At 43.3% G+C, this 2,107-nt stretch carries 3 protein-coding genes and 1 pseudogene; all 4 read left to right on the plus strand.

Features of this window, described 5'->3' with window-relative positions; translation table 11 throughout:
- The coding region (locus AC1DUO_RS24340) for a PTS sugar transporter subunit IIB (RefSeq protein WP_477989161.1) at window positions 1-262 on the plus strand (262 nt) is incomplete at its 5' end.
- Window positions 241-528: pseudogene (locus AC1DUO_RS24345) on the plus strand (NUDIX hydrolase); the annotation flags it as partial. The gene AC1DUO_RS24340 and the pseudogene AC1DUO_RS24345, both read left to right, overlap by 22 nt.
- 193 nt (window positions 529-721) lie before the next feature.
- Window positions 722-1,288, plus strand: a complete 567-nt coding sequence (locus tag AC1DUO_RS24350; RefSeq protein WP_477989163.1) for a ClbS/DfsB family four-helix bundle protein — start codon at window positions 722-724, stop codon at window positions 1,286-1,288.
- Between the two features lie 55 nt (window positions 1,289-1,343).
- Window positions 1,344-1,562 carry a DUF7661 family protein gene (locus tag AC1DUO_RS24355; protein WP_013575645.1) on the plus strand — a complete coding sequence of 73 codons (219 nt, stop codon included), beginning with the start codon at window positions 1,344-1,346 and terminating at the stop codon, window positions 1,560-1,562.
- Window positions 1,563-2,107 lie beyond the last annotated feature (545 nt).

Below are 2,107 nucleotides of genomic sequence, written 5' to 3' on the forward strand. Positions count from 1 at the left end.
CGCCAAAAGGATGCAGTTGCTGGCAGAAAAAAAGGACTACACTCTCATTATTAGCGCTGTGGGTCTGGATAATTTTGCCAGTGTAGCTCCCGCTTTCGACGGTTTTCTGATTGCGCCACACATTCAGTACAAGGTCTCCGAGATTGAAAAAATTGTCGGGGACTCTCGTTCAATTGCAATTATTGAAAGTCTGCCCTATGCGTCACTCAACGCGGAGAAAGTTTTAGCGTTTGTGATGGAACAGATGCAGGACCGCAGATAGCATCCAGAACCTTCACAATGATGCTACCAGGTGGGGAGACTGTTCTTGCTGAAGAGCATTTCTTTATTATTAATACAAATAAATCAGATATTGATCGCTCAAGGTGGAGTAGCAACGAAAAAAATGTTATTCGCGATCATTACTGGTGGACAATAGAAGAGCTCAGACATACCGATGAAATAATCTTCCCACTCGATTTGATCATTAACATACTTGAAAGCWAGTTAACCGACTCCCTAGTATTTAATGTATCGAAAATACCTTGATTTCCGCCTCTGGCACAGGGCTGCTGTCGCAGCCCCTGATAGCCTCAAACCTCKRGTGATTCATGTGCCTTGAACAAAGAGAGAGCTGTTTACAGGGACTTCCCCTTTCGTGCCAGGAAGTACATAATTGATTGATATTTAAACASCACATGGCGTCTTTATGGATCTCTTCTGAAGTGCGGGGTAACKCTGTATGAATGTRCCGCAAACAAAATCTGAATTGCTTTTAGCAATCGATAAAAATTTCAATAAATTAATYAGTTATCTTAATGCCATCCCCCCCGAACTCACCTTAGATAACTCAATGGATGGACACTGCAAGGGCACGGAAATGAGTGTTCGCGATCTGGTTTCCTATCTGCTCGGGTGGAACACTCTGGTTGTAAAGTGGATCACTTCCGACGGGAAAGGATTGCCTGTTAATTTTCCAGAAACCGGTTTTAAGTGGAATCAACTTGGGCTTCTGGCGCAAAAATTTTACTCTGATTATAGCGAATTGGATTATAACGCGTTAATTACTGAGCTCGAGGAAGTAAAAGATGAAATAGTGAAACTTATTGATGGGCTCACTGATGACGCTTTGTATGCTAAACCATGGTACACAAAATGGACTATGGGGCGAATGATCTCATTTAACACATCATCTCCCTATGCCAATGCTAATGCTAATGCTAATGCTAATGCTAATGCTAATGCTAATGCTAATGCTAATGGCAGATTAAGGAAATGGGCGAAAAATAATAGTATCAGCTTAAAATAAAAAAACTCTGTGAATTTGTCACCTTTACTTTGATGAAAATGCCAGGAGATTAATAATGCTAATCTACAACGTTTTTGGACGACACCTTGGGATCAAACGTGAGGGGGAGCGCTGGCTGGTATTCCGCGCAGACCTGACAGARCGAAAATTTTCCCGGCTTTACGACATCGCAATTCCGAACGATCTGACAGAGGCAGAAATTCCAGGTTGGCTTGATGACATTTTACATGAGGCGGCAACAGAGCGTCATCCGGAGGTGAAGCGTGTCGAATAAGAAATCTGGCTTGCATACGTAAGTATCCCGCTTAACCGGAGCATTCACTAATAGAGATATTTTGTCACGCCATCCGGACACCGCCTCCTCACCATTGACAACTAATACGCTGTGCTGCTTGTCATGTCCGCCTCCGGCACAGTGAGAAGCGGACATCGTTTTTCGGTCAGGATACCTGCTATGATAAATTTTTGATGAAAAGGCATTCAATTGATAGAAATCGGCGAAGGTAATAAAAGGGAGGTGTGATGTTTACCCCAGAGTTTATTAATGATGAACATGGAGAGTTTCTACTTGTAGCCAGCCACAGCCTCGCATCCCCGGAATCTATAAAACTCAGTATTGCGTACAATATTGCCAGAATATCTTACGGACTATCACAGCTTCCATCGCACATTCGAACTTGCCGGGTCGTCTATGATATTAGAGGACAATCAATCCCTGACCAGGTCCTGGCCCAGGTCAGACAAGCGTTTGAGCAGGCAGCCATTGTGGAGTTTAAATGCTGATGGGACTTCAGTTAATTGTAAAAGCAGAGCGTAAGA

This window comes from Rahnella sp. P4_A8, from assembly GCF_056402435.1.